This is a genomic window from Alteribacter lacisalsi (genome assembly GCF_003226345.1).
Lineage (GTDB): Bacteria > Bacillota > Bacilli > Bacillales > Salisediminibacteriaceae > Alteribacter > Alteribacter lacisalsi.
Genome location: NZ_PDOF01000002.1, coordinates 24,949 through 44,883, shown reverse-complemented (window position 1 = coordinate 44,883; position 19,935 = coordinate 24,949). Strand labels below are relative to the sequence as shown.

Genomic DNA, 19,935 nt, shown 5'->3' with positions numbered 1-19,935 from the left:
CATCACTATTTTCCCCCATACCGGTAAAGAAAGTCCAGCTTGTTTTTAAAGGTTTTCTCAAAAAGAATTTATCGTTCATTGCCTCTTTTGAAATTCCCTGTGACTTTCGCTAATAGTAATTGAATGTCCTTTTCATTTTCAGCAGATTCAATTTTCCTTAGAAATTTCTCTGCCTCTTTTCTTTTTAGTGTTTTGATCTGCTTTCCCTTGTACATTAGAAAAACTGAGTTATTTTTGTTTACCTGATAGCTGAAAGGAAGTTCGTTCAGACGATTTCGTTTGTCGATATTCCCCATCTTCTTCCCTCCTTCTCTTTTAGTGATTATCCGAGGTGCTATGCTTTTTTAACAATTGAAGCACCCGCTGTTCAGCAGCGTCAGGGCTTACCCAGAGATCAGGCTGAATTCCTTTGCCTTCCATTGCCATCAGCTCGGGACTGTAAGTAAAAGTGACCGGGACCTCAAAAGGGATATGGGTGTTCGGCAGTTTGAAGGGAAGGGCATCTCCGCTGCTCACTGCTCCTGCGCTCTGAACTCCGATGAGGGTGGTGTTCCCTGCTTTTTTAAGAATAAGTGCTAACAGTTCTGCAGCGGAAGCAGTATGGTTATCCATTAAAATATATATTTCAGTATCCGGTTTTTCCATTGAGGGAAACTCATTTTGCTCAATTTCAAAAAACGGTTCCATTGGGTACTCATACCCGCCGAACGCCAGGATCTCTTCTTCGAATCCCTCATTAAACGGGTCCATCTCCACTTCTGCTCCGTACAGATCAAGCAGATCCTCCACAAAAATACTACCGGGAGCCGAAAACAACTGCACTGTTTTCCCATCTAAAGAAACCGCTCTTCCGAAAAATGCTTCCAGCCATTTATCGATGGTCATCCTTTGGCCTCCAATATTGCTTCTTAAATCCAAAACAAAGTATGGTGCTTCCCGGAGCTCCTTTGCACTGTTCACAACATCATGATGATCGTGGGGATCACTTTTTAGAACAGTCATGCTTCTCAACTGAAGCCACGGAACACCGTCTTTCTCCGCAAGCTCAAAGTCTCTTCCCGCATCTTGAATTTCAAGCGTTTCACGTCGGATTGCTGCGGTTAACCGGGCCGCCCCTTCTGAGTTTTCCACATCCAGTGCCCAGTTTACGTCAGTATGCCCTTCAGTGAAAACACCGGGATAATAGACGATTTCACCATCCTCGCTTAGACCCGGCAGCAAATAAGCTTCCACCTCCCGATCCCCATTAACTGCTCTCAGACGTGAATCCTCGTCTGTCATCTTCCGGAACTCTCTGTTTTCGTCCTTAAAAAATGCATAATCTTCTGACCTGTATAACCGGTAATCCCTGCTGCTCATACTGTTTCCATTGATAACGAAGTGCTTATCATTTATAAAATCGTAATGCCCGGCAAGCAGGTTCGTAAAAGTACGCTCAGTCAGTTCTTCTTCCTCACCGAGTTCCTGGAGTTCACTGCCTATATGATCTCTCGCAGATTCAAAGGCCTGATCGCCTCCCTGGAACTCGTACAAGGGATACATGTTTTTCAGCGTGGTGTGGAGAAGTGACACATTTTCTATCATTGCCGCTCTGGTGTAATCCCTTTCTGTCTCACTGGTGATACTAAGTGATTGAAATTCCTCAAGCTCAGCCTCCGGTTCCTCAGTCTCAGAATAATCATAAAGCAGGTCAGAAAGGCCCCCACCATCCTCCTTTTTTTCAGAAGAACGGTTGTTTTCCCGGATTTCCTCAAGTAATACGGATGTCTCAATGGGATCATTACTGGCTGTATCACTTGCCGCACAGCCTGCCAAAAGGAAAAGAACAGTTGTAAATGCTATAGTGCTTTTCATTAAACCTCTCCTTTAACTGATAAAACTAATATGTATGTTCGGGAACATGCATTGTCTCTTCTTAGAGGATATACCCCTTAACAGATAGAATAAATGGCTGCAGATTTGATTGTGTGAATTGATTTTCAGGAAAATCATACCACAGATTTTTTGCCATTAACCGAAGGATGGCTGTCTGCTATAGAGGACTCGCCTACCTCCACCGAGAATACGTTAGTAGACAGGGAGGTGCGGCGGTGACGATGATCAGCCGGGTGGCGAGTTTTCTGACGGGGATTTTTGTGATGGATTTCTGGTTTCACCAGGGGCAGGTGCATGCGTTCGGCTTTACGGCGGACACATTCTGGGAGCGGATCGGGGCGCTTGCGTTGGCAGGTGTGGTCACGCTTGCCGTGTTCTGGGCTAGCTGGGTGTTCTTTACCCGGTCGTTTTTCAACGGGGTGATTTTTGCGGCGGGCTTTTTTGCGAGCGTGGATATGGTGATCGTTCACTGGCTGTTCGGCCTGCACCGGATTACATATGGCGCCGAGGCGATTTATATTGAAGTATTTCTTCTGATTCTGGGAATTGTGATGGTTGTGTTTGCACTGCGAAATGAACAGGGAGGGACGCATAATGAAGCAGTATAAGGTAGGGATCTTTCTATTTGATGATGTGGAGGTGCTCGATTTTGCCGGGCCGTTTGAGGTGTTTTCCGTCACGAGGCTCGACGATGAGGAGCATCCGTTCGATGTGAAGACTGTTTCTGAGGACGGCGGGCTGTTACGTGCGAGAAACGGCCTCCGCGTGCAGCCGGACTACAGCTTTGACGATGCGCCTGAGGACTTTGATATTTTTATCGTGCCTGGCGGGCTCGGAGCGACGCAGCAGGTGGTCCATAACGACCGAGCGCTCAGTTGGCTCCGCGAGCGCCGGGAGAAGACCCCGACGCTGGCGTCAGTCTGCACCGGCTCGTACGTGCTCGCGGAAGCAGGACTTCTTAACGGCCACCGGGCGACCACACACTGGGCGTATTTCGATGAGTTTGAGCATAAGTATCCAGGCACGGCTCTTGTGCGTGATGTGAAATTTGTGGATGAGGGGGCGCTCCTCACGTCCGGCGGCATTTCCGCAGGGATCAACATGTCGTTTCATCTGGTCGCAAGGCTCCTTGGAACCGGAGTGGCGAGGAAAACGGCCAGGCGGATGGAATATGATATTGAGATTTAAGTGCAAATAGGGAAGGAGGTTCTGATCTTGGGGGTTTTTGAGATATTGGCCGTTTCAGTAGCGTTTCTTGCGTTTTCCCTGTTCTTATTTTCCGATGATAAAGTAAAAAAGCTGGAGAAGAGGGTCAGGGAGCTGGAAAATAAAATCAATGAAAAATAGTTTCACCTTGATATGAACTCCAGTTTCCCAGGGGCAAAACTATTGAACGCTGCCAGAAGATGTTTCCCGTGTTGGCGCCCACGTCCACTTCGTACTTGACTCCCTGGGGTGTAATAATGTCGATTACCCAGACAAGAAGCCCATTTTCCGTATCAAGCTCCACGTCCACTACCTGTCCCGGGACCTCTGAAGTGGCAATGTCGATGGCCTGCTCGGCTGAAATCTGTCTCGGAAGGTACTGGAGGTATCGTTTAAACATCTGATAATCATACTGGTGCGCTGATGTTCAGATTACCTTTTCTGCCGCGATAATCAGAAACATCGGCCTCCTTCCTTCGTCTTTCAAATCAGGATTCTCCTCGAGCATCTGCTCTGTCACCCCGGGCTCCTTCACCGCCTTTATGGCAAAGCCGGCATCAAGAAGGGTTTCCATGTAAGTGGAGAAGGTTCTGTGATATTTCATTACGCCTTCGGCAAGAAAAGACGTCCTCCGCTCTCCCTCGTCCTGATAACGATCCACCGGCCAGTGAAGACGGCTGCCGGTTTCATCGCGGTGCCACTCCTGTTCTTCGCGGCACGTAAACATCGGATGCTCCACGGAAAAAACAAACGACCCGCCCGGCTTCAGACTGCTGTGTACGTTGCGGCACGCTGCCTGAAAATCACGGACGTAATGAAAGGCCAGGGAGCTCATCACGACGTCAAAGGCGTTTGCCCTGTACGCGTAGTCTTCGATCGACGCGCGCTCAAACCTGATCCCTGTGCCGGCTGCTTTTTCCCGTGCTTCGCTGAGCATGTTTTCCGAGAGATCGACGCCGGTCACTTGCTCGGCCCCCTGTTCGTGGGCGTACAGACAGTGCCAGCCGTATCCGCATCCGAGATCGAGAACCGATTTGTTTTCAAGATCCGGCAGGCATGCCTTGAAAACCGGCCATTCCCCCGCCCCGGCGAGCCCTTTAACGGACCGGTTCATCCGGCTGTATGCGTCAAAAAAGTCCAGGTCATCGTATCTGTTCTGCTTCATCCTCCGTCACTCCCCCTTTTTTTATCGTAACAGAAAACACGCGCAGCTGGCCGGACCATCTGCGCGCGAAGGATGCTTAGGCTTTTTTCGCTTCTGCTTCTTTTCGTAATTCAGCTTCTTCCTGCTTTTTTGCCTCCCGGCCGAGGAACCAGCCTGCAGGAATGGAGATGAGCATGAGGACGGAGATGACGAGAAAGCCTTCGGTGATCGCCTGCAGGCTGCTTTCTTCCACCGTCATTCCGTTTGCCGCCATCACCTGGGCGCGGCGTACTTCAAAGTACACACTCATGAATACGACGCCTAGCGCCGAGCTCATCTGACGGAGTACGTTGTTCATGGCAGAGCCGCGTGAGATCATCGTTTCGGGAATCGCGTTCATCCCGGTGGTGGTCGACGGCATCATGCTGAAGCCCATGCCGATACCGCGGACAGCGTTCAGGAAGAACAGCATCCAGAGCGCGGTTTCCATAGAAATGAAGCCGAACGCGGCTGTACCGATAAAACTGACCGTCAGCCCGACCGTTACGACGCCTGTCGGGCCGCGGCGGTCGAGAATCCGGCCGCCGATCGTCATACAGAGCCCCATAAACAGGGCGGACGGCAGAAACACAAGTCCGGTCATAATGGCGCCGTAGCCGTACACGTTCTGCACGAGGAGCGGGATGAGGAAAATCCCGCCAAACAGGCTGATCGAGCTGATGATCGCAATCCATACGCTGATCGCATACGCCTTCACCTTGAAAATCGACAGGTCGAGAAGCGGCTGCTCCGTCCGGTTTTCGATCCTGACAAACACGATGAGCGAGAGCAGACCGACTACGATCAGGGTAATGTTGAACGGGTCGGTCAGATGAGCCAGCTCGTTGATCCGCCCAAGGGCGAGGAGCACCGCACCGACTCCGAGGGTCACGGTGATGAACCCTTTTGCATCGAAGGTGATCTGTGTATTCGGCTTGCTTTTATCAAGGAAGTAGGCGGAAAACAGGAAGCCGAGCACACCGGTCGGAATGTTGCACAGAAACAGCCACTGCCACGTGCCCAGTTCTATGATCACACCGCCGAGCGTCGGTCCGATCGTCGGCGCCATCATGGCGGCCACGCCCCAGACCCCCATCGCCATGCCCCGTTCTTTTTTAGGGAACACTTCAAAAATGAAGACGAGAGAGAGCGGCATAATGAAGCCGCCACCCACGCCCTGCAGACCGCGGAACGCGATCAGGGAGGAGAGGTTCCAGGAGAACGAGCCCAGAACGGAGCCGAGGATAAAAAGCCCTACACCAAAGAGGTACAGGTTCTTTTTGCCGACTTTATCACCGAGATAGCCGGTGAGGGGCATCGTAATCCCCATTGTAACCATGAAAATCGTGATCACCCAGCCGGTGGCGACCGCGTCCGCATCGAACACGTTCATAAACTGCGGCACCGCAGGGTTCATCATGCTGTTGTTGAGTATAATCGTAAACGTCCCGAGCAGGACGGAAAAGAGGACAAGCCACTTATGCGGTATTTTTGCCACGCTGGATGTCACCTGCTTCTGTTATGTCGTTGATTTATAGTACTGGTGGTCTATTTCCGTTTCGGGGTCAATTGAACCATGTTTCGTTTCTCGAAATATTAGTTTAAGTATATCACAGTTTAAGAGGCATTTGGAGATGGGCGGGCGGTTTCTGTTCCCGGGGGCGGGATCAGGGTTGCGCTCCACCTGGCCTGCTGGCGGTTTGGCACTGCTGGAGCCATTCCCCAGCAGAACCCTACCGCTCCAGATACCCCTCCACATACCGCTCGGCGTAGTCGAGCACGTCGTCCACGTACCAGCCGGCCCGGTTGTAGGCAAACACCGCACGCTCGTAGTCTCCATCGGCTGCTCCGTTGGATGCCAGGAAGTTGGCTGCAGCGAATACGGCATCTTCTATATCATACGGGTCTGCTTCGCCTGACCCGCTCGCATCCACGCCGTAGCCGCCGAATCGGCTGATCTCATCCGGGTCAGTTTTCACGTCTTCAGGGATCTCCCCTTCCCCGAGTCCGTCACAGCTCGGGTGGCTCCAGCCGGTCCAGGTGCACGGCATGAACTGCATGTGCCCCTCGGCCCCGACCGGGGACAAGAGCGGATCCATTGAGGAGAAAATGGTCTCTACCCGGTGTACGGCGGCGAGCAGGTTCCACGGTACGCTGTACTCTTCCTCTGCCGCATGATAGATAGGCAGAAACTCATCGGGAATGTCACGCTCGCCGGCAGCGGAAATCTTCCCGCCCCACTCGCCGGGCTCCTCCGGTTCTCGTTCGAACATGCCGGAAAACAGGACGAAAATAAGGATAAGGGCAGCTGCCATGGCGAGAGACAGCTTGACAGCAATGCCGGTAAAGGTGTACTGACGGATCAGGTACAACGGGCCCTGGCTCGTTTTCCGTTTTCTTTTAGGTGCTCTCTTCCTGCTGAAAAAGCCCTTTTTCCGGGCCGGCCCCCGTTTTTTCGTTCCTTTTTTCATCGCTGTCCCCTCCTCTGCGCTGTAAGTGTCTTCTGTTAGTTTATCATGCCGGGCTGAGGGTGTCGGATATTCGTGATCAGGTTCGGGCGGATCGGGGCAAGGTGATGTTCGGGAAATCGACCGTGGAACGAGAGATATCGACCGTCGCGTTCGGGAAATCGACCGTCATTTTGGGAAATCGACCGTCGATCACAAGATATCGACGAAACGACACAAATCGACACACACCATCGCAACACCACCCGATCCCCCCTCTTCGCAACCGCAAATAAAAAAAGCCGCCCGCTAAGGCAGCTTTCCTGCTATTACTCTATTACATCGGATAATGCTTCAAAAAGTAGATGAGGGACTGGAGTTCCACGCTCAGGTCAATGTGGTGTACCCGCACATCCTCCGGCACGCTCAGACGGGCCGGGGTAAAGTTCAGAATCCCTTTGATTCCCGCATCGACGATATCGTCGGCAATCCCCTGGGCCACATGGGACGGCACCGTCAGAATCGCCACCTCCACGCTCGAATCAATCTTCTCTTTAAAATCGTTCAGATGGTAGATCGGAACGTCGCCGATTTTCTGGCCGACTTTATCCTCGTCCACATCAAACGCCATATCAATCAATGTATTATTGCTTTTCGTAAAGTTATAGTTTAGGAACGCCGTTCCGAGGTTACCGACCCCGATCAGCGTCACACGCGTCACTTCATCCTGATCCAGCGTCTTACGGAAAAAGGACAGCAGATAGTGCACATTGTAGCCGTAGCCTTTTTTCCCGAGTGCGCCGAAATAGGAAAAATCACGGCGGATCGTCGCCGAATCCACTTTTACCGCCTCACTCAGTTCCGATGAGGACACTCTGTGTTTCCCCGACGCCTGCAGGCTCTCCAGAAACCGGTAGTATAACGGCAGGCGCTTTGCGGTCGCCTGCGGAATTTTAGTCTGATCAAAGTTATCCATAGTACCCCTCCAACCCTCGCCCCACTCTGCCTCGGGCACCAGGCCCTGACCGCATCCGTGCAGCGGAAAAATGTCAGTCTTATCTTCCGGTTTTTCTACTCATCCCGTCGGTAGTCGCCGTTTTTCCCGCCTGTCTTTTCAGCGAGAAACGTCGGCATGATCACAAGACCTTTATCGAGCGCCTTGCACATGTCGTACACGGTGAGCGCCGTTGCCGATGCGGCTGTTAGCGCTTCCATTTCTACTCCGGTGCTTCCCTTTGTTTTGACGCGCACTTCGATATGAAGCTTGTACTCCTTGTCCGTTTCCCAGTCAAAGCGGATATCCACGCCTGAAAGAGACAGAGGATGACACATTGGAATCCACTGGGAGGTGTTTTTCGCCGCCATCACGCCGGCCACCTGAGCTACGGCCAGCACATCGCCCTTTTTCATCGTTCCAGCTGTGATCCCCTCATGGATTTCTTTCGTCACAATGACCCCTGAACGGGCCACTGCCGTCCGGACAGTCGCGTCTTTATCGGAGATGTCGACCATTCTGGCTCTGCCCTGTTCGTTAAAATGTGTAAATGATCCCATCACAATCTCCTTTCACGCACTTCTTTGTTCATTGTACACCATCCACAGACAATGTGCACAGGAGAGCATGAAAAAACCATGCTTGAATTTGCCAAAAATTATGTTTCTTTTTCCTCCGAAATATATCATAATGATATATATCTAAAAGATATAAGGAGGTCTTCAGAACGATGACCCGCAGAAACGAAACCGCCTACGCCATCCTCGGACTGCTTACAGCCGGCTGCTCTTCTGGCTATGACATTAAACGGATGATCGATACGAGCCTGAATCACTTCTGGAAAATCAGCTACGGCCAGATCTATCCGATGCTCACAAAGCTCCATGAGGAAGGACTCGCAGACGTCACCGAACAGCATGAGCCGGGAAAAACGGCAAGAAAAGAATACACAATCACCGAAAAAGGAAAAGCAGCCTTGACCGAATGGCTCGAATCGCCGCTCGAAGGCCTGTCCGCTGAAAAAAACGAAGTGCTGCTGAAGCTGTTTTTCAGCCGCCACCAGAACCGGGAAACGACGATAAAGCTGCTTCACGATTACAAAGACCAGCTCACTGCGCGGCACAAAACCTATGAAACAATTGAAGCAGGCATCCGAAATGAGGCGTGTCCCAGCCCCGATGCCCGCTACTGGCTGATGACACTCGACTTCGGCAAACGGCGCACCGAAGCGGGGATCAGCTGGTGCACGGACACAATAGAACAGTTAACTAGAGAAGAGGAGGCACGCTCATGATAAATCCCGGACGTTACACCACCCCGCAGGACGAGGACCTGGTTGTGTTTATCATCGGCATGCGCATCAACAAGTGGCATGCCATTACCCGCTGGTGGCCCGTTTTGACCGCCATGCCGCCGATGATCCGCGAGCTCCTCACGAACAAAGACATCGGCTGCCTGGCCGCTGAGAGCTTTTTCGGTCTTCGCACCACGCTCATGGTGCAGTACTGGCGCTCGGAGAAGGATCTTCTCGCCTACGCCAGAGGCGAAAAGCATATGAAAGCGTGGAAAAACTTCTATACGAAAACCGCCCGCAATAACGCTGTCGGCATCTACCACGAAACCTACGTCGTACCGAAAGGAAACTATGAATCCATTTACGGCAACATGCCTCCGTTCGGACTGTCCAGAGCCCTCGGGAGCCAGCCGGTCAGCCACACGCTCGAAACGGCCGGCCAGCGTCTCGCCGGAAAACAAAAACAGGGAGGGGCGTAAAACTCCCTCCCTTTATTTCCAGCGCCGGTCCTGATAGCGTTCCTTTAGCTTCCGGCATTTCTCCAGATCAATATCGTACGCATTCGCCAGCGCCACGACCGAGCGGAGCACATCGTACAGCTCCTCCTCCACCGTTCCTTTAATGGACTGATTCGTTTTTAACCTGTGGTTTCGGCGGATCACCTCCGCCAGTTCCCCCACTTCCTCCATGAGCTTCAGGAACGACGCGTTTTTCCCCCGTCCTTTTTCCCGGCCGCTGATATGCGACTGGAGCTCACGGATCGTCATGCTCTTTTTCATCCGGAATCCCCTCTTTCCGGATTATTCTATTCGCCTGCGGCTTTTCGTTACCGCCCATTTCTTTTTTAAGAGAGGTGTGGTTCCGGGGCGAACCGCTTTAAAATGTTATGAACCACCTTGAATGGGGAGCGAACCACCCTAAACCTCAGCCGAACCGCTTCAAACGAAAAAGAGGCTCTCCTAAGTGGATGCCCCTTCCCCTGCACGTTCTTCAACACGTTTCCTGCGTTTTTCATGGAAATAATCCAGACAGTCACCCCATACACCGGCACAATCGTCACCGCTGAAATTTTCCCACCGGCATACTGATCGGTCTCCAGCAGCCATTTAAAGAAAGCAGTCCCTGCCATCCAGAAGCAGATTCCCCAGAAGATCATTTCAAATCGGTATTGTTTCATTCCCGTCACCTCTAGGAAATTATATGAGTGTCATTTGCCTGAATGAACTGGTGATCCTACAGGTGGTGGAAAAAACCTATTGTCTAAGCCGCTTTCCGCTCTTCTTTTCGCCGCACAGGCAGGCGGGTAAGCCAGCGCCATACGAGCTCGAACGGACCGGTGCTGAACTTTTTCAGCCACAGATGGGCGAAGACCATCATGCCGATGCAGATGAGCGTCCAGACGCCGATCACTTCAACCGAATTGAGCTGGCCGCCGAGTCCAAGCCCCCATCCGTAAAAAATCGCTGACGCGACAATGTTCTGGAGCATGTAGCAGCTGAGTGCCGTGCGCCCCACTTCCGACAGGCGCCGGAACAGAAAGCCGTTGCCTCTTTTTTCCCACAGCCAGTAAAACGCCATCAGGTAGCCGAGGGCCATAAGCGGGGCGAAGGCATAGCGTGCCACGATCCCTCCGGAATAGGTGGGCAGAAACGTCACCAGATTCAGAAGCGTCCCCACGCCAAGTCCCCAGAGGAGCATCTTTTTCCGGCGCTGACGCGCGTCTTCTGTCTGGGCAAATACATTGGAGCGGATCAGATACACCCCGAATAAAAACAGAAGGATGTTCATTGGTATAATGGCGATCGCTTCGGCTCTCATCGCCCAGAAGTCGCTGAAACGAAAGGCCACCTGCTCAAAATACGTGCCGTTCAGGTACACAGCCGACATGGCCTGCATTTCGGCAACGAATTCTTCGCGCAGCTCTTCTATTCTGAAAATCAGTTCCATCGCACCGGCCATAAGCAGGACGCCAATGAGGTGAATCACCCCGAGCGTAATCGCCACGCCTTTGATAAACCCCCGTTTCCGCGTAAGCAGAAACGCGACAATCACGCCGGTGACGGCGTAGCTCATCAGCACATCGAACTCAAACACGAGCAGATAGTGGAGGTAACCGTCGATAAACAGAAGCATCATGCCCCACAAGTACAGCCAGGGCCACAGCCGCTCCTCCCCGTTTCGTATGTAGGACCGGCGCTTAATTTCAAGCCCCATCCCAAACAGAATCGTGAGGAGCCCGAGGAACTTCCCGTTCATGAAAAATACAAATACCGACTCCACGAACATATCCCATGTAAACATCATCCCGGCTAGGTCACCGAGCAGAAAATCATAGTTTCCAAGGTACGCAAAAAGCCAGATATTCGTCCCCAACGTCCCGAGAATCGCCGCGCCGCGGGCGATATCAAGGACCGGGATCCTTTTGTCAGTCATCATCGTCTTGTCCTCCGTACGTTATGTATTAGGTTTACAAGTTTATGTACGGTTCCATGCTTGCTGACGTTTCGGGACTATTGGATTGTTTTTCCACTAAGAAAAACATGCGGCACTCCGGCAGCAGGTTATTTTCTCAGGCGAAGTACGGCATCGCTTACGTAAAAGGTAATGGCGCAGAACACGCCGGCAAGACTGAGAAGGTTGAGAAACTGGTCCGCCAGACTGACATCAAAATCCCAGCGGATCCAGTCATACAGAGCATAAGCGGCAAAAAAGGCCCAGCCGAAAAAAGCATGAAGCAGAAAGGAGAACGTTTCCTGATACTTCGTTTTCACGGCAAGTTTCTCTGAGAAATAAGACGCTGCCACACCAAACGTCACCATAACCGGAAAAATGTAAAGAGAATAAATGAGCAGACGCTACACGAACGTAGCTTCATATAGAGGAACTAGGAGGGCCATCACCAGCGCGGCAACAACTGCCGCCAGCGGAGCCGCAACAACTTTGCGTCTGAATATCATAAAGATCACCTCTTATTGTGATTTACTTCACAATAAAATACTAACACAATTTACAGAGTTTTGGAAACTTTGTTTATGGTATAGTAAATGGAAGGATAATACAGACGTTCTGCAGACACTTTAAGGGGATCTGAACATGGGCTGGTATATATGAAAATCGTATTACTTGGTCTGGTTTCCCAGATCGTATTCATTTTGTTTATTTCGGTATTCGGTTTTATAAGGTTATCTATGTATCATCATTTCGGGGTTTATTCAGTAGCTCTTCCTGAACTGTTTTTAGGGGTGATCAGCTTTCTTTGCGGCGTGTACGGACTCTTTAAAAAGGTAAATTATAAATTGTCCTTACCGGTTACTATTTTCGGCTTCCTCATATGTTTATGGTTTATTGTTCTCTACTTACTGCCTGAAGCAGGGATCCCTCCTGCCATACCCTGGTTCTATTCAGAATGATTGTCAGGAAAAGGCGTCATTCACAGGCCAAAAAGCCCGGGCGCTCACTTATCCGTGAGCGATCGGGCTTTTTTAATCCTCAAGCAGCTGCAGAAACTCGCGGGTACGCGCTTCTTTAGGGTTCTCCAGCACATCCGCCGGCGCGCCGCTTTCCACGATGTAGCCGCCGTCCATGAACAGTACTTTATCGGCCACGCGACGGGCAAAGTTCATCTCGTGCGTCACTACGACCATCGTCAGGCCTTCTGCCGCGAGACTTTCCATCACCCGGAGCACCTCGCCTACAGTCTGGGGATCGAGTGCTGAGGTCGGCTCGTCAAAGAGCATCACCTCGGGCTTCATCATGAGCGCCCGGGCGATGGCGGCGCGCTGCTGCTGGCCGCCGGACAAGGCGTCCGGATACTTGTCCTTATGCTCAAGCATGCCGACTTTTCCGAGAAGCTCTTCTCCTTCCCGAATCAGCTCAGCACGGCTGCGTCCCTGTACCGTCATAGGCGCTTCAATGATGTTATCGATCACTGTCCGGTGGGGAAACAGGTGAAAGCCCTGGAACACCATGCCGGAATACTGGCGCATCGCGTTCACGTCACGTTTCTTCACGCTGCTCGAGCCGTCAAACCGAAGCGTTTTCTCTCCAATCGTTACCGTTCCCCCGTTTGGCGTCTCCAGGAGATTGAGACAGCGGAGAAGCGTCGTTTTTCCCGATCCGGAAGGGCCGACCAGACAGACGACCTCTCCTTTTTCCACCTTAAAATCGATCGATTCGAGCACAGTCGTCTCGTCGAACTCTTTTTTCAAATTCGTCACTTCTATCATGATACGCACCTCCTACCGCTTACTCAGATAACGGCTGTACCGGATTTCAAGCCGCTCCTGGAAATAGCTGATCACAACACAGACAGCCCAGTAAATGAGCGCCGCCGTAATATACATCGTCATCGCGTCCCACGACTGCCCGGCCACAAGACGGGCGCTGTAGAGCAGTTCATGCACCGTAATAACCGAGACAAGGGATGTGCCCTTCACAATATCAAGAAAGATGTTTGTAGTCGGCGGCAGGGCAATCCGCGTCGCCTGTGGAATGATCACCCGACGCATCGTCTGCCAGTAGTTCATCTGAAGCGATGCAGCCGATTCCCACTGTCCGCGCGGAACGCTCATAATCGCCGAGCGAATCACTTCAGCGCTGTAGGCAGCAAAGTTCAGGCTGATCCCGACAATCCCGGCGATAATCGCACTCGGGAACTGAACCCCGATCACCGGAAGGCCGTAGTAGAGGATAAACAGAAACACGAGCAGCGGTGTGCCGCGCATAAAGGAGATATAAATTCGCGCCGGCCATCGGAGAAACCAGCGTTTTGACATCCGGCCCATGGCAAGCACAAGACCCAATAGAAGAGAAAACACCATCCCCGAAAGGGCTATGAGCATCGTAATCTGAAGCCCCTGCATGAGAAACGGCAGGGAATCCACCGCAAGCTCCGGGTCAAACAGGTGCTCCCACTGTATATCTCTGAACCATTCGATCATCATAAACCCCTTCTTTCGTGAAAAGAAACAAGGGTACGCTTACCCCTTGTTTCTTTTTCCATTGGCTCTGTGCGAAAAAGTGCCAGAGCGTTATTCGTCCTTATTCACCTTCAAGTGTCACGATTTCGTCTGTGTCCACCGGCTCGGATGCGTCTTCACCGAAGAACTCTTCGCTGAGCTCGGCGATCGTGCCGTTGTCGTGCAGAGTGGCGATCGCTTCATCGATCACTTCTTTAAGGCCGGTGTTGCCCTGGCGCATCATCATCACGCTCTCGGTAGCGTGGTATTTCACGTTTTCAGCAATCGCAAGGCGATCGTCGTCAAAGCCTTCAAGCGTCTGCTGAAGCACGAGGTAGTCGTTCAAATAGGCATCCTGGTTGCCGTTTACCACGTCGCGGAGAATCGCTTCAACCCCGCCGTCGTAGGCCGTGCCGTCAGCGCCGATGTTTTCGGCGAACTGGGCGTAGTTACTCGTAAGGGACCCAAGTGCCACAGGTACTCCTTCAAGCTCACGTGCGCTTTCAAAACGGTCTGCGTCCTCTTCACGCACAATGGCGCTCCCGTAGGAGAATTTATACGGCTCTGTCAGTTCAAAGATTTCCTGACGCTCTTCCGTAATGGCAAAGTCGTTAGCCGCAATGTCAATCTGTCCGTTACGAAGAGCCGGAAGAATGCCGTCAAAGTCCATCGTGGAAAATTCCGCTTCCACACCGAGCTCCTCTGCAATCGCGCGCACAAGCTCCACGTCAAAACCGGTCAGATCCTCACCGTCATAAAACGTTACCGGTGCGTAAGTGCCGGACGTGCCGACAACAATCTTTCCTTCTTCCTGTATCTCAGCCCAAGCGTCGTCTTCATCTGCGTCTGCTTCCTCTTCGTCTATTTCTTCTGTATCTGCTCCGTCGTCACCGGTTGCGCCGTTCTCCTCTGGCACTTCCTCGTCTGCCCCGCCGCATGCTGCAAGTCCGACTACCGCTGTAAGACTTAGAATTCCAAATGCTTTTTTCATATGTGTATCCCCTTTTCATCTATGTGTATGTTGTTCCTGATAATTCCTAGCTGTTTAATAGGGTTTAAGTTCAACGATTAGAATATTACCACCATCTTCCCCTGCGGTCAATAGATTTATCCTCGTGGATAAAAGGTCATTCTCCAGCCTGTTCATTTACTGTAAAATAAGTTTTGTAAAGCTGTTTGTGGACAGGCAATTTCAGGGAGGAATACAGAATGTTCAGCAGAAAATTTGTGAGCACCTTATTATCAATCATTGCAGGGGCGGTTTTGTTTCCGCTTCTGTTTACACCGTTTACCGGACTCCATATCGGGGCAAATTACGTGCTCGCAATGATGATTCTTCCCGTTGCTGCAGCATTTGTGATCACCTACGGATACATAGCGTCCTGTACGGCCGAAATAATCGCAAGACGGTTTTCAAACCCTAAGAGAGGTTCACTTTTGCTGCATGCTTTTTTTGGCATCATCCCGATTGCTGCACTGACCTGGTACGAACAGGAACCGGCATTCCTTTTAAGTATCGGCGGTTTTGCAGGGGCACTGTTTGGTGTGATGATGTTCACCATTGATAACTTGCTGAAGAGAATTACGAAGCATGCAAAGCGGAATAAGGAACGAGACTATGCAAAAAACACATGCGGCTCCAAGTGGAGCCGCATGTGTTTTTTCGTCAGGCTGTGTCGTATAGATTGCTGCTATTGATAAGCGTCTAACACTACTCTCCCCGAAATCAGCACCCCTGAAGATGGTCATGTGGTTACAAGCGGAGCTTCACGTTGGCAGTGAGACTCCTGCGGCACTGGAGGCCAGGCGAGACCCCGCAGGCAAAGCCGAGGAGGCTTGCCGGCATCGCCGCGGAAAGCGAACGGACGGCGTGAAGCGAAGCCTCTTATAACCAATTATGACTAGTACATCACATCAAGCCGACGGTGCGTTTCAGCGAGCATCGCTTCATCCGGATCGAAATAGTCTTCGTTGTAGGCGAACGTAAACTCATCTCCGTCCACATAGCCGGCACCCCACGTCGGGTCCATCTCGAGCCACTCGCCGTCCACCATCACGTCAAGCCAGGCGTGGCGCACATTCGTATAGCCGCTCACGTAGTTCGCTTCCATACCGAGGGCGCGGAACATGGCCACTCCTAAAAACGCATAATCCTGGCAGACGCCCTCTAATGTTTCCAGTGTCTTCAGGGCGCTGTCGTCGTATTCAAACGTGTCATCGCGGAGTTTTGCTACGTCGTAGGCAATGTTTTGAGTAAGCCAGTCATAAACCGCCTTCGCAATTTCCCGCTCGTCGGTCAGGCCTTCTGTGACTTCTTCTGCAAGAGCGATGATGTCCGGGTGATCCGACTGGATGCCCCGGGACGGCAGAAGACTCCGTTTATCCTCGATGCCTGTCACTTCCTGGGTCAGCTGCATGGCATGATGGTACGTCATAGACCAGCTCCGGTCGTGCCCTTCTTCCGGTACGCTGATCGTAATCTCGTACTCTCCTTCACCGAAGCGGAGCCAGATGTCGTCATCAAACTCGTAATCCTCAACCGGAACGATGTAGGTGGCTTCGTCCATCCCCATTTTCGTAGTCACATACACCAGCTCAATTTCATCGGCGTACGGGGCATCAGGGTCAATTTCCCCAGCAATCCGGTACGCTTCCCCGTCACTGTATTCAAGCGGCTGTGCCGGTGACGGATGCGTGAGGGTGACGCCCCGCTGGAGTCCGGTCCGGTACTCGTCCATCTGGACAAACTGCTCGTCCGATCCGTTTTTCACAAACAGGTTCGCCGAGTCGTAGTACAGGTCCTCTTCCGGATCGTATACTTTTACTTCCACATAATGAAGGGCTTCTCCGAAATACAGAGGCAGCTCACGCTCAAATGTGCCGCTGTCCACCGGGATCACCACGTCGGTGCTGTTAAAGGCGTTGCCGAACTCCCGCACTTCCACGAGCACGAAATGATCATCCTCTGCATGCGGCACCTCCCCGGCGAGGGTAAACGTCCCCTCTGCTTCCAGATAGCCGCCGGGCTCAGTGACCACTAATTCCTCTTCCAGCCCCCGGGTCGTATACTCGACCTCCCGGGACAGTTCTTCATCCACATTATGGGCAAAGAACGTTACCACATCGTAAAACTGGTTGTCCTCCCCGGCTTTATTGCTCGGAGCACGCACGCCGATCCGGTACTGCCCTTTTCCCGAATGAAGCGTCATTTCCTTGCTGAACGTGCCGTCCTCCTCAATCGGCACGTAGTAGGTAAATTCCGTGGCGAACGGCTTTTCACCTGGCTCCGTATAATTGATCCGTACCCAGAGCTTATCGCCGTTCAGATCTTCTGAATGATCGATGCTGCCTTCAAACAGCACCGTTTCCCCGGTAGCAAAACGGCCGTACTCCGGTGAAGTGACCGTCAAACCGATTTCCTCCGCAAACCCTTCGTCCACTTCGAGAGCCTCCAGCTCGAGACCTTCGGCTTCACTGAGCGCTTCAATCGACTTGTCTCCGTCCGCTTCCTCTGCACCAGTGTCCTCGTCTGTTTCCTCTGCAGGCTCGGTTCCTGCGGCTTCATTGCCGGACGCTTCGTCGTCTGCTTCGCCGCAGCCGGCCAGGACAAACACAGCCACGCCTGCCGCCAGCAGTTTATGAAGTTTTGTCATCTCTCCCACTCCCGTATCCTCTTGTTGTCTTTTCACAAGCAGCGCTTCCTTACGCATTCCCAGGCCCTCTCCAGTCACTGTTTTTCTCTCTTTAACCTTGTGAAAAATGCTTATAGTACGTTATTTTAAGGGGTTTCCGCCTTCATGCCCACCAACTTTAGTAGGAGATAGAGGTAATATATACCTGAACACTGCTTTTTTGAGCAGAAGCGGCGGGGCCCTCCCTGTTGTTGGGTTTCCCCCGATGCGGTACACTTGATAGAAGAAGAGTGACACAGTGAGGATGACTTCAATGATACTTTTACAGTGCGTGCAGCTATCAAAATCATTCGGCGCAGAGCCGATTTTACAAAATGTAAAACTGGAAGTGCAGAGCGGTCAGCGGGTGGCCCTTGTCGGCCGTAACGGCGCCGGCAAATCAACACTTCTGAAAGTAATCGCAGGAGAGCTCTCCTACGACAGCGGCGACCTGATTATCCCTAAAGACGTGAATGTCGGCTATCTGGCCCAGTCAAGCGGTCTCGAATCGGAGCGCTCAATCTGGGACGAGATGCTTTCTGTTTTTTCCCACCTGCAGAAAATGGAGCGTCGTCTTCGGGAAATGGAAGCGGAGATGAGCGACCCGGCCGTGACCGGCCAGCCTGCCCGCTACGAAAAACTGCTCAAGGATTATGATCAGCTCCAGCAGGACTTTAAAGACCAAGGCGGCTATCAGTACGAAGCGGACATCAGGGGGATCCTCTCCGGCCTGCAGTTTTCCGACTTCGACTACGGGACTCCAATCAGTTCCTTAAGCGGCGGCCAGAAAACCCGCCTCGCCCTCGGTAAGCTGCTTTTGACAAAGCCTGAACTTCTAATTCTGGACGAACCGACCAACCACCTGGACATCGAGACGATGACGTGGCTTGAAAACTACCTGAGCGGCTATGATGGCGCCATTTTAATCGTTTCCCACGACCGCTATTTTCTCGACCGGATCGTGGACCACGTATATGAGCTGTCGTTTCAGCAGACAGCCAAATACACGGGAAACTACAGCAAGTACCTCGAGGAAAAAGCGAAGCGCCTCGAGCTTGAGATGAAAATGTACGAAAAACAGCAGGAAGAATACAAGCGGATGGAGGAGTTCGTGCAGAAGAACCTGGCCCGGGCCTCCACAAGCAAGCGGGCCCAGAGCCGGCGGAAACAGATGGAGCGCATGACGCTGATGGATCGTCCGAAAGATGACGATCAGTCCGCCCAGTTCCGTTTTCATATTGAGCGGCAGAGCGGAAACGACGTGCTCATGACTGATAATCTTGCGGTCGGCTATGACGGCGAGGCACTCACAAGCGGGCTGAATCTGAAGCTCGACCGGGGGGAGAGCGTGGCGCTGCTCGGACCGAACGGGGTCGGTAAGTCGACACTTCTCAAAACCATTAACCGCGCACTCGAGCCGCTTGAAGGCTCCCTCAGGTACGGCAGCAACGTGAGCGCCGGCTACTACGACCAGGAGCAGACCCAGCTCTCGAGCGGCAACACGGTTCTTCAGGAGCTGTGGAACGAGTACCCGTCCACACCGGAAAAAGATATCCGCACCGTACTGGGGAACTTTCTTTTCAGCGGTGAGGACGTGCTTAAAACCGTGCGCGATCTGAGCGGCGGGGAAAAAGCCCGGCTCACCCTCGCCAAACTGATGATGCAGAAAGCCAACTTCCTGATTCTGGACGAGCCGACCAACCACCTGGATCTCGACAGCAAGGAAGTGCTTGAAAACGCCCTGATTGACTACCCGGGCACGCTTCTGTTCGTTTCCCACGACCGGTATTTTGTGAACCGGATGGCGACCCGTGTGGTGGAACTGGCACCGGAAGGGATCACCAGCTACCTCGGTGACTACGACTATTATGCCGCCAAAAAAGCTGAACAGCTTGAGTGGGCGGCACTGAAGGCAGAGGAGGCGAGCGTGCAGAACGCCCGCACCAGTTCCGACACCTCAGAAACTTCCGCCAAACACGATTACGAGCGGGACAAGGAACTTAAAAAACAGGAGCGTCAGCGTCAGCGGAAAATTGAGTCGGCTGAAGCGGCGATCGAATCCCACGAAGAGGAAATCGCCGGGATTGAGGAGCAGATGGCAGATCCGAAAATCTATCAGGATCATGAAAAATCCCTTGAACTTAATACCCGTCTCGAACAGCTCAGGAACGAAATCGAAGAGCTGATGGAGGAATGGGAAAGTCTTCAGGAGTAAGCGAATAGAAAAAAAGGTCCGGCGCACGTGTGCCGGACCTTTTTCATGATGAGCCAGAATTTCCAGTCAGATATCCGGCTGTTTTTGTTAGA

Annotated in this window: 24 protein-coding genes; 8 read left to right on the top strand and 16 right to left on the bottom strand. The window is 52.2% G+C overall.

Features of this window, described 5'->3' with window-relative positions:
- Positions 1-68: 68 nt before the first annotated feature.
- The gene (locus CR205_RS11550; RefSeq protein ID WP_110519962.1) at positions 69-296 is read right to left on the bottom strand and encodes a hypothetical protein; all 228 of its coding nucleotides are present in this window, start codon (positions 294-296) and stop codon (positions 69-71) included.
- Between the two features lie 19 nt (positions 297-315).
- Positions 316-1,854, bottom strand: a complete 1,539-nt coding sequence (locus CR205_RS11545) for a S41 family peptidase (protein WP_110519960.1) — start codon at positions 1,852-1,854, stop codon at positions 316-318.
- A gap of 242 nt (positions 1,855-2,096) precedes the next feature.
- Between CR205_RS11545 and CR205_RS11540 the strand changes: the two genes are divergently transcribed.
- Genes CR205_RS11540 through CR205_RS20705 form a run of 3 tightly spaced genes read left to right on the top strand, consistent with a single transcriptional unit; the run spans position 2,097 to position 3,222 of the window.
- Positions 2,097-2,483: a DUF2243 domain-containing protein gene (locus CR205_RS11540; RefSeq protein WP_328587728.1), complete on the top strand. Its 387-nt coding sequence runs from the start codon at positions 2,097-2,099 to the stop codon at positions 2,481-2,483.
- Positions 2,467-3,063: a DJ-1/PfpI family protein gene (locus CR205_RS11535; RefSeq protein ID WP_201745387.1), complete on the top strand. Its 597-nt coding sequence runs from the start codon at positions 2,467-2,469 to the stop codon at positions 3,061-3,063. Before CR205_RS11540 ends, CR205_RS11535 begins: the two co-directional genes overlap by 17 nt.
- Before the next feature lie 27 nt (positions 3,064-3,090).
- Positions 3,091-3,222 carry a hypothetical protein gene (locus CR205_RS20705; protein ID WP_268877417.1) on the top strand — a complete coding sequence of 44 codons (132 nt, stop codon included), beginning with the start codon at positions 3,091-3,093 and terminating at the stop codon, positions 3,220-3,222.
- Here the strand turns inward: CR205_RS20705 and CR205_RS11530 are convergent.
- The 6 genes from CR205_RS11530 to moaC all read right to left on the bottom strand — a co-directional run bounded on the left by CR205_RS11530 (position 3,209) and on the right by moaC (position 8,265).
- The gene (locus tag CR205_RS11530) at positions 3,209-3,481 is read right to left on the bottom strand and encodes a PepSY domain-containing protein (protein ID WP_110519955.1); all 273 of its coding nucleotides are present in this window, start codon (positions 3,479-3,481) and stop codon (positions 3,209-3,211) included. The two genes, CR205_RS20705 and CR205_RS11530, sit on opposite strands and share 14 nt — an antisense overlap.
- 27 nt (positions 3,482-3,508) lie before the next feature.
- Complete coding sequence (locus CR205_RS11525; protein WP_110519953.1) at positions 3,509-4,246, bottom strand: class I SAM-dependent methyltransferase; 738 nt, start codon at positions 4,244-4,246, stop codon at positions 3,509-3,511.
- A 76-nt stretch (positions 4,247-4,322) separates the two neighbouring features.
- Positions 4,323-5,762: an MDR family MFS transporter gene (locus CR205_RS11520; RefSeq protein WP_110519951.1), complete on the bottom strand. Its 1,440-nt coding sequence runs from the start codon at positions 5,760-5,762 to the stop codon at positions 4,323-4,325.
- A 235-nt stretch (positions 5,763-5,997) separates the two neighbouring features.
- Entirely contained in the window at positions 5,998-6,735 is a 738-nt protein-coding gene (locus tag CR205_RS11515; RefSeq protein WP_236634780.1) for a lytic transglycosylase domain-containing protein, read from the bottom strand.
- 313 nt (positions 6,736-7,048) lie between these two features.
- Positions 7,049-7,687, bottom strand: coding sequence for a redox-sensing transcriptional repressor Rex (locus CR205_RS11510; protein WP_110519949.1), 639 nt, complete (start codon positions 7,685-7,687; stop codon positions 7,049-7,051).
- A gap of 95 nt (positions 7,688-7,782) precedes the next feature.
- A complete protein-coding gene (gene moaC / locus CR205_RS11505; RefSeq protein ID WP_110519947.1) occupies positions 7,783-8,265 on the bottom strand; it encodes a cyclic pyranopterin monophosphate synthase MoaC in 483 nt (160 codons plus the stop codon).
- 170 nt (positions 8,266-8,435) lie between these two features.
- Here moaC and CR205_RS11500 point away from each other — a divergent pair, with 170 nt between their 5' ends.
- Together CR205_RS11500 and CR205_RS11495 are read left to right on the top strand one after the other, a co-directional pair.
- Complete coding sequence (locus CR205_RS11500) at positions 8,436-8,999, top strand: PadR family transcriptional regulator (protein ID WP_110519945.1); 564 nt, start codon at positions 8,436-8,438, stop codon at positions 8,997-8,999.
- Positions 8,996-9,478, top strand: coding sequence for a DUF4188 domain-containing protein (locus tag CR205_RS11495; RefSeq protein WP_110519943.1), 483 nt, complete (start codon positions 8,996-8,998; stop codon positions 9,476-9,478). The genes CR205_RS11500 and CR205_RS11495 overlap by 4 nt, the downstream gene beginning before the upstream one ends.
- A 12-nt stretch (positions 9,479-9,490) precedes the next feature.
- Here CR205_RS11495 and CR205_RS11490 read toward each other — a convergent pair whose 3' ends face one another.
- The 4 genes from CR205_RS11490 to CR205_RS11475 form a co-directional block, all read right to left on the bottom strand.
- Positions 9,491-9,778: a MazG nucleotide pyrophosphohydrolase domain-containing protein gene (locus tag CR205_RS11490; protein WP_201745376.1), complete on the bottom strand. Its 288-nt coding sequence runs from the start codon at positions 9,776-9,778 to the stop codon at positions 9,491-9,493.
- 65 nt (positions 9,779-9,843) lie between these two features.
- Positions 9,844-10,176 carry a hypothetical protein gene (locus CR205_RS11485; RefSeq protein ID WP_110519941.1) on the bottom strand — a complete coding sequence of 111 codons (333 nt, stop codon included), beginning with the start codon at positions 10,174-10,176 and terminating at the stop codon, positions 9,844-9,846.
- 83 nt (positions 10,177-10,259) lie between these two features.
- Positions 10,260-11,435 carry a DUF418 domain-containing protein gene (locus CR205_RS11480; RefSeq protein ID WP_110519930.1) on the bottom strand — a complete coding sequence of 392 codons (1,176 nt, stop codon included), beginning with the start codon at positions 11,433-11,435 and terminating at the stop codon, positions 10,260-10,262.
- Positions 11,436-11,560: 125 nt separating this feature from the next.
- The gene (locus tag CR205_RS11475; RefSeq protein ID WP_110519928.1) at positions 11,561-11,803 is read right to left on the bottom strand and encodes a hypothetical protein; all 243 of its coding nucleotides are present in this window, start codon (positions 11,801-11,803) and stop codon (positions 11,561-11,563) included.
- A gap of 303 nt (positions 11,804-12,106) precedes the next feature.
- On the opposite strand from CR205_RS11475, the gene CR205_RS11470 reads away from it, so the two are divergent.
- Positions 12,107-12,409: a hypothetical protein gene (locus CR205_RS11470; RefSeq protein WP_110519927.1), complete on the top strand. Its 303-nt coding sequence runs from the start codon at positions 12,107-12,109 to the stop codon at positions 12,407-12,409.
- 72 nt (positions 12,410-12,481) lie between these two features.
- Here CR205_RS11470 and CR205_RS11465 read toward each other — a convergent pair whose 3' ends face one another.
- The 3 genes from CR205_RS11465 to CR205_RS11455 all read right to left on the bottom strand — a co-directional run bounded on the left by CR205_RS11465 (position 12,482) and on the right by CR205_RS11455 (position 14,948).
- Positions 12,482-13,225 carry an amino acid ABC transporter ATP-binding protein gene (locus CR205_RS11465; protein ID WP_110519925.1) on the bottom strand — a complete coding sequence of 248 codons (744 nt, stop codon included), beginning with the start codon at positions 13,223-13,225 and terminating at the stop codon, positions 12,482-12,484.
- A 12-nt stretch (positions 13,226-13,237) separates the two neighbouring features.
- Complete coding sequence (locus CR205_RS11460) at positions 13,238-13,939, bottom strand: amino acid ABC transporter permease (RefSeq protein WP_110519923.1); 702 nt, start codon at positions 13,937-13,939, stop codon at positions 13,238-13,240.
- Positions 13,940-14,039: 100 nt separating this feature from the next.
- Positions 14,040-14,948 carry a transporter substrate-binding domain-containing protein gene (locus CR205_RS11455; RefSeq protein ID WP_110519922.1) on the bottom strand — a complete coding sequence of 303 codons (909 nt, stop codon included), beginning with the start codon at positions 14,946-14,948 and terminating at the stop codon, positions 14,040-14,042.
- A 218-nt stretch (positions 14,949-15,166) separates the two neighbouring features.
- On the opposite strand from CR205_RS11455, the gene CR205_RS11450 reads away from it, so the two are divergent.
- Positions 15,167-15,655 (top strand): hypothetical protein, encoded by a 489-nt coding sequence (locus tag CR205_RS11450; protein ID WP_110519920.1) that lies wholly within the window; start codon positions 15,167-15,169, stop codon positions 15,653-15,655.
- 203 nt (positions 15,656-15,858) lie between these two features.
- Here the strand turns inward: CR205_RS11450 and CR205_RS11445 are convergent, their stop codons facing one another.
- On the bottom strand, positions 15,859-17,646 hold the full coding sequence (locus tag CR205_RS11445; RefSeq protein ID WP_161524758.1) for a transglutaminase domain-containing protein: 1,788 nt from the start codon (positions 17,644-17,646) through the stop codon (positions 15,859-15,861).
- A gap of 256 nt (positions 17,647-17,902) precedes the next feature.
- On the opposite strand from CR205_RS11445, the gene CR205_RS11440 reads away from it, so the two are divergent.
- Complete coding sequence (locus CR205_RS11440) at positions 17,903-19,843, top strand: ABC-F family ATP-binding cassette domain-containing protein (RefSeq protein ID WP_110519916.1); 1,941 nt, start codon at positions 17,903-17,905, stop codon at positions 19,841-19,843.
- The last annotated feature ends 92 nt before the right edge of the window (positions 19,844-19,935 follow it).

What these genes read in the sequence shown, in the direction of transcription:
- moaC (WP_110519947.1), bottom strand. Translation starts at nt 8,265, where the DNA reads ATGGGATCATTTACACATTTTAACGAACAGGGCAGAGCCAGAATGGTC.
- CR205_RS11460 (WP_110519923.1), bottom strand. Translation starts at nt 13,939, where the DNA reads ATGATCGAATGGTTCAGAGATATACAGTGGGAGCACCTGTTTGACCCG.
- CR205_RS11515 (WP_236634780.1), bottom strand. Translation starts at nt 6,735, where the DNA reads ATGAAAAAAGGAACGAAAAAACGGGGGCCGGCCCGGAAAAAGGGCTTT.
- CR205_RS11510 (WP_110519949.1), bottom strand. Translation starts at nt 7,687, where the DNA reads ATGGATAACTTTGATCAGACTAAAATTCCGCAGGCGACCGCAAAGCGC.
- CR205_RS11525 (WP_110519953.1), bottom strand. Translation starts at nt 4,246, where the DNA reads ATGAAGCAGAACAGATACGATGACCTGGACTTTTTTGACGCATACAGC.
- CR205_RS11540 (WP_328587728.1), top strand. Translation starts at nt 2,097, where the DNA reads ATGATCAGCCGGGTGGCGAGTTTTCTGACGGGGATTTTTGTGATGGAT.
- CR205_RS11495 (WP_110519943.1), top strand. Translation starts at nt 8,996, where the DNA reads ATGATAAATCCCGGACGTTACACCACCCCGCAGGACGAGGACCTGGTT.
- CR205_RS11490 (WP_201745376.1), bottom strand. Translation starts at nt 9,778, where the DNA reads ATGAAAAAGAGCATGACGATCCGTGAGCTCCAGTCGCATATCAGCGGC.
- CR205_RS11480 (WP_110519930.1), bottom strand. Translation starts at nt 11,435, where the DNA reads ATGATGACTGACAAAAGGATCCCGGTCCTTGATATCGCCCGCGGCGCG.
- CR205_RS11450 (WP_110519920.1), top strand. Translation starts at nt 15,167, where the DNA reads ATGTTCAGCAGAAAATTTGTGAGCACCTTATTATCAATCATTGCAGGG.
- CR205_RS11550 (WP_110519962.1), bottom strand. Translation starts at nt 296, where the DNA reads ATGGGGAATATCGACAAACGAAATCGTCTGAACGAACTTCCTTTCAGC.
- CR205_RS11545 (WP_110519960.1), bottom strand. Translation starts at nt 1,854, where the DNA reads ATGAAAAGCACTATAGCATTTACAACTGTTCTTTTCCTTTTGGCAGGC.
- CR205_RS11530 (WP_110519955.1), bottom strand. Translation starts at nt 3,481, where the DNA reads ATGTTTAAACGATACCTCCAGTACCTTCCGAGACAGATTTCAGCCGAG.
- CR205_RS11455 (WP_110519922.1), bottom strand. Translation starts at nt 14,948, where the DNA reads ATGAAAAAAGCATTTGGAATTCTAAGTCTTACAGCGGTAGTCGGACTT.
- CR205_RS11500 (WP_110519945.1), top strand. Translation starts at nt 8,436, where the DNA reads ATGACCCGCAGAAACGAAACCGCCTACGCCATCCTCGGACTGCTTACA.
- CR205_RS11470 (WP_110519927.1), top strand. Translation starts at nt 12,107, where the DNA reads ATGAAAATCGTATTACTTGGTCTGGTTTCCCAGATCGTATTCATTTTG.
- CR205_RS11465 (WP_110519925.1), bottom strand. Translation starts at nt 13,225, where the DNA reads ATGATAGAAGTGACGAATTTGAAAAAAGAGTTCGACGAGACGACTGTG.
- CR205_RS11440 (WP_110519916.1), top strand. Translation starts at nt 17,903, where the DNA reads ATGATACTTTTACAGTGCGTGCAGCTATCAAAATCATTCGGCGCAGAG.
- CR205_RS11485 (WP_110519941.1), bottom strand. Translation starts at nt 10,176, where the DNA reads ATGAAACAATACCGATTTGAAATGATCTTCTGGGGAATCTGCTTCTGG.